The organism is Enterobacter cloacae complex sp. P40C2 (assembly GCF_014930695.1).
GTDB classification, from domain to species: domain Bacteria; phylum Pseudomonadota; class Gammaproteobacteria; order Enterobacterales; family Enterobacteriaceae; genus Enterobacter; species Enterobacter pasteurii.
The window spans coordinates 1-5805 of the sequence record NZ_JADBRP010000024.1; the positions used below are offsets into that span (position 1 = coordinate 1).

Annotated in this window: 3 protein-coding genes and 1 pseudogene; all 4 read left to right on the plus strand. The window is 58.0% G+C overall.

What is annotated here, in order from left to right; genetic code table 11:
• Positions 1-1165: pseudogene (locus IM304_RS22125) on the plus strand (type VI secretion system tip protein VgrG); the annotation flags it as partial.
• Between the two features lies 1 nt (position 1166).
• Positions 1167-1673, plus strand: coding sequence for a hypothetical protein (locus tag IM304_RS22130; RefSeq protein ID WP_227009765.1), 507 nt, complete (start codon positions 1167-1169; stop codon positions 1671-1673).
• 130 nt (positions 1674-1803) lie between these two features.
• Positions 1804-2244, plus strand: coding sequence for a DcrB-related protein (locus tag IM304_RS22135; RefSeq protein WP_193356453.1), 441 nt, complete (start codon positions 1804-1806; stop codon positions 2242-2244).
• 3 nt (positions 2245-2247) lie between these two features.
• A partial coding sequence (locus IM304_RS22140; protein WP_193362884.1) for a DUF6531 domain-containing protein occupies positions 2248-5805 on the plus strand: 3558 nt, incomplete at its 3' end.

The window sequence follows — 5805 nt, forward strand, 5'->3', positions numbered from 1 at the left end:
ATCGGTCGATAACGCCAACGCCCTGCGCTTTGAGGACAAGGCGGGTGCGGAGCAGGTGTGGATCCAGGCCGAGCGGAATATGGACACCAGCGTTAAGAATGATGAAACGCACAGCGTCGGCGGCGAGCGCAGCCACTACGTGAAGAAAAACGAGCTGCATCGCGTGGAGGCTAATCAGATCCATGCGGTGAAAGGCGGCACCGAGATCCTGACGGGCAAAGGCAAGCTGGATGCCGCGGTGGAGCAGTACGTCATCGCTTCCGGGACGAAGCTGAGGCTGGTATCCGGCGAGAGCGCCATTGAGCTCAACGCGAACGGTAAAATTAGCCTGATCGGCAAAGAGTTTAACTTCTTCGTTGAAGGGGATGGTCATATCACCACGGGCGGTAAGCTGCACCTGAATACCTCTGGTACCAAGCCGGGCACAACGGCACCGGGCGCAGGGCACAAAGGAGATATTGATGCTGCAGTGCAGGAGAAATTTGCGCCGCCAGAGAGCGCTAAGCGTCCTGCTCCCGTTGCAGCTGCAGTAGCTGGTCAGTCGAAATCCGCTCCAGCTTCAGCATCAACAACAGCCCCACCTTTGAAAGGGAATTATGTTTACAAAAATAATCCGAATGGCTCAGATGTTATGCCTTTCAATGACGACGTGGTGAAGGAGATTAACAAGTCGCCGACTCTTCAAACCCAGCTAAAAGATTTGAAAGACAAGGGATGGGCCATTCAACCTGGCGCTACCGGAGGGGGGAGTTATGCTGATTCGGATAATAAATTGATCGTTATGGATCCCGAACATATGGAAGACACAGCCACGACGGTACAAACGCTGGCCCATGAAGCAGGACATGCCACGTATCCTGTAACTGCTGATTATTCGAGTAAAGAAAACTTCATTAACAGCCAGCTTATGGATGAAGGTGGTGCAACATTAAATAATATAAAAATACAGCGAGAAATTCTGGGAAATGGCGGCATCGATATTGACATTGCGGGAAGCCCTGAAAATTTAAAGGCTTATAATGCAGCCTATGATAAAATGATAAGTGGCGAGTTGTCGCGCGTTGATGCTGCTAAAGCTATAGGTAAAGTCTACGGTAAGGGCGAAATAGCTTCAGGAACCGATCTCAATTACAACGATTATTATGGGGGTTTCTATGGTAAGTAGAATGACAAAAAATACTATCCTCTTTTTGCTCCCACTATTTTCAACATTTTCTTATGCAGGACAAACGGATATGAATCAAGATTCCTTATGGCAAGTAGTCAAAGAGCTTAAAACAGTTTGGGGTAAACAAGCCGAGGATGTGAGTAAACTGCTCAATCAACCGCTAATCAAAAAAAATCCAGAAATAAACGATCGTTATACATCGGCTCCATTTACATTATCGGATGGGACACGAATCAGCGATGTAGATGTTCGTTTGTGGGGGAATGAAGATAATAGTGTTTCACTTGTTTCGTTTGTCATTGAGCATCCTTGCATCACCCTCGACCAGGTCAAAACCCATTTCCCCGATGTTAAACTGTCTAATATTCCTCGCGGGAAAACCTCCGGGCAATCGGTTGGATACCGAACCGCTACAGATGAGCGAGGGCTGGCATGGTCATTTAGTTTTCCGGTAATGGATCAAGAGTGCCTTAAGCGCGTCGTTGTGTCACGTTACGATAGTTAATAAGCATTACACATTCCAGCCGGTACGGTTATTTCGGTACCGGTTTTTTCGCATCTGCAAGAAGTGCAGATAAAAGATCTACGTATACCGCTCTTCATCTTTCTCAATATTAATCATCCCGAGTTCACTTATGACATATACCCTCCAGGAAGGTTCGTTTTCCCTTTTTCCTGCGGCCTGGCAGGATAACAGCATGAACATTATTCGCGATGACGAAAGCGGGCTGTCGGTCGTGGTCAGCCGCGGCGTTATCCCGGATGGCTGCGATTATGAGAAAGAGTTCCACCGCCAGTGGGACGTTATGCGCCCTCAGATGGGCGAGATCGTCCAGAGCGAATTCCAGCGCGTGAAAGCCGGGCCTGACGGCAAAATCAACGGGCTGGAAGTTGAAACCAACTTTGACCATAACGGCCAGCGCCTGTGGCAAAAACAGCTGGCCGTGCAGACGCCGGGCAAACCGGTGTTGATGATTTTTACCCTCTCAGCGCTCAGAGCATTCACTGAAGAAGACGAGGGGCGCTGGAGCGCGCTTAAGCAGAGCCTGACGCTGAACGACAACCGGAATGTGTAACGCATGAGCGATAATAACGCGGCCCGTAAGGGTGACGAAATTATTCATTCCAGCATTTTCGCGGATATTACCAGCATTGTGGCGGAAGGTGCCGCTTATGCGGTGATCGGCGCGGCTGTGGGGGCAGCCGCTACCGTGGCGGCGCCATTGCTGGGGGCAGGGGCGGCAGCCGCAGGCGTGGCGGCGATTGGCTCCAGCTGTCTGTTAAGCGGCATCATTGGCGGCGTGCTGGCAAACGTGGCGGGGATCACAGACGATATCAGCAGCGCTGCCGAGGGGTTAGGCAATGCGATTTTCCCTCCGTCGCCTGCGGGTAAAATCACTACCGGCTCCGACAACGTTCTGACGAATGCCATCCCCGCCGCGCGCGCGGCCGGAACGCTGACGCCAGCAGATACGCCTTCACCTGAACCGCAGTCGCCGGGCAGCTTTGCCGATTACGCGGGCATGCTGCTCTCCGCTGCCGGACAGTTTGGCAGCGAAATGTGGCAGCCGAGCGTGGCGTCTGCCGCCGCGGGAACCTCACCGCTGGAAGAAGACAAGGTGGCGTGTGAAAAGCACTCCGGACCGCAGTATCTGGCGGAAGGCTCGAAAAGCGTCTTCATCAACGGCCAGCCCGCGGTGCGTGCGAAAGATCGCACCACCTGCGAAGGGACCGTTTCCGATGACGTCTCCCCGAACGTGATCATCGGCGGCGAGACGCTGACGGTCCGCGATATCAAAAGCGGCAAAACGCCGGGACTGGCGCTGGGGATGATTGCGCTCTCCCTGCTGCGCGGGCGTCCGGGCAAGATTTTGAAAAACATGCCCTGCGCGCTGGCAGCGGCCGGGGGCGGTATGCTGGCCGATATGGCCGTTAACGCCGTGTTTGGCTCCTCGCACCCGGTTCACGCGGCCACCGGCGTAAAGGTGCTGAATGACGACGATGAGCTTGATTTCTCGCTTCCGGGCCGCTTCCCGCTTCGCTGGCAGCGTAGCTACAACAGCCTGACCACCCGCGAAGGGCTGTTTGGCCTGGGCTGGGCTACCGCTTTTGACAGCTATCTGACGCTTGAAGAGAACAGCGCGACCTGGTTCGACGAAACCGGACGTGAGCTGAGCTTTGAACTGCCGCCAGTGGACCGCGCGTTTTACAGCATCAGCGAAGGCATTATTGTCCGCCGCAACCAGAGCGGCGACGTGGCGATTGCCGACGATGACGGCGCGGTGTGGCGTCTGTATAAACCGACACGCATGAATCCATCCGTTCTGCGTCTGGCCTCCCTTAGCGACGAATACGGCAACGCGCTGCTGACGGAGTGGGACGAGCACGGCAGGCTGGTTGGTCTTCACGATGAGCCGCGGGCGATAGACGTCACCCTTCGCTATGAGGACGAACGGTTCCCGCAGCGCGTGACCGCTGCCAGCCAGTTTGACGGCAGCCGTACCTGGCCGCTGATGCAGTGGGCCTACGATGCGCGCGGCCAGCTGGCGAACGCGACGGATGCCTCTGGCGTTGTCACCCGCGAATACCGCTATAACGACCACGGCCTGATGGTCTGGCACCGCCTGCCGGGCGGTCTGGAGAGCGAATACCGCTGGAAAAAATTTGACCACTGGCGCGTAGTGGAGAACCGCACCAGCACGGGCGACGGCTGTCGCTTCACCTACGATCTGGACGCTGGCTTGACCACCGTCGAACACTACGATGGTCAGAAACGTCAGCACTACTGGAACGCGCAAAATCTGATTGTCCGCTACGTCGACGAGCGCGGCGAGAACTGGCGCTACGAGTGGGATGACAACGAGCTCCTGACCCGCCGCATCGATCCGCTCGGGAACGCCGTTACCTTCGTTTATGACGAGATGGGCAACCGGGTGCAGGAGATCGACGCCGACGGCAATGCCCGCACCACCACCTGGCTTGAGCACCGCGCGCTGCCGTCTGCGATTATTGAAGCCGACGGTAGCGCTACCCGTTTCTGGTACGACGAACATCACGGCCTGAAGCTCGTGGTGGACCCGATGGGGCAGACCACGCTGCTGCGCCGGGACGAGTTTGGTCAGGTCGTTGAAGAGGTGGATGCCGCCGGAAACAGCCGCCATCAGGAGTACAGCGAGGCGGGACAGGTGGTGCGGGCGACGGACTGCTCTGGCCGCACCACCCGCTATAGCTATCATCCGCTGGGCTGGCTGATGACCGAGACGGGCGCCGACGGTGAAGAGACGCGCTATCGCTACGACGCTGCCGGGCGCCCGGTGCAGCTCGATCGCCCGGAAGGCTGGACGGAGTCGCTTAAATGGAACGAACGCGGCCTGCCGGTGAAGCATGCCGGCGCTGACGGTAAAGAAAGTGAGTTCAAATACGATGAGGCAGGGCGGTTAACCGCCACGCGTAATACTCAGGGTGAAGAGGTCCACCGCCGCTGGGACAGCCGGGGGCGTCTGATTGCTCTTGAAAACGAAAACGGCGAAGCGTATCAGTTCCGCTGGGGGCCTGACTCGCTGCTGCTCGAAGAGGTGGGGCTGGACGGTGTTACCTCGCAGTATCGCTACGACGCCTGTGGGCGCACCATAACGCGTACCTTTGCCGCCGGGCATCCGGAAGCCATCACCCATACTTTTGCATGGAGCGCGAGCGGCCAGCTGGTCGCCCGCAGCACGCCGGAAGGACAGACCCGCTACCACTACACTCCGTCAGGGCTGCTGACCCGGATTGGGCTGCACCCGGCGCTTTCAGCCGACGCGTGGAGCACCGAGGCAGAGCAGGAACTCGCCTTTGAATATGATGCGCTCGGTCGCGTCACGCGCGAAGCGGGAGAGCACGGCGAGCTGGCGTGGCAGTACGACGCCCTTGGCAACCGCACCTCCGTTACGCTGCCGGATGGCCGCGAGCTAAAACAGTTCTACTACGGCAGCGGGCATCTGCTCAGCATTGCTCTCGATAAGCTGTCGGTCTCCGACTTTACCCGCGACGAACTCCACCGTGAAACAAGCCGCACGCAGGGGCTGCTGACCACCCGCAGCGAATACGACCGTCTCGGCCGCCTGCATCGCCGGGACGTCTTCACCGGTAACGCCCAGCGCCCTTCGCCGCGCCGCTGGTCCCGCCGCTGGGATTACGACTACCGCAATAACCTGGTGCGGGAAGAACGGGACGATAACCCGTTCAGCTGGTACCGCTGGCAGTACGACAGCGCCGGTCGTCTGCTGGTTCAGGACGGCACGCTGCCCGGGCAGGAGCAGTGGCGCTGGGATGCGGCCGGTAACCCGCTCGACGGATCTGCTGAGAAGGTCACGCACAACCGCCTGACGCAGCTGAACGGTATTCGCTGGCGTTATGACATCCACGGGCGCACCGTGGAGAAAGATAACGGTCAGACTCGCTGGCACTTCCGCTATGACGGCGAACATCGCCTGACGGAGGCGATCAGCCAGCCGCGGGATCGCAACAGGCCGCAGACGCGGGTCAGCTTCCGCTACGACCCGCTCGGACGCCGCATCAGCAAAACGCGCCAGCAGATGCTGGGCGGTCAGCCAGTCGGCAAGCCGGTCACCACCCGGTTTGTCTGGGAAGGGTTC

Coding starts and splice junctions, on each gene's coding strand:
- IM304_RS22130 (WP_227009765.1), top strand. CDS start 1,167: ATGACAAAAAATACTATCCTCTTTTTGCTCCCACTATTTTCAACATTT.
- IM304_RS22135 (WP_193356453.1), top strand. CDS start 1,804: ATGACATATACCCTCCAGGAAGGTTCGTTTTCCCTTTTTCCTGCGGCC.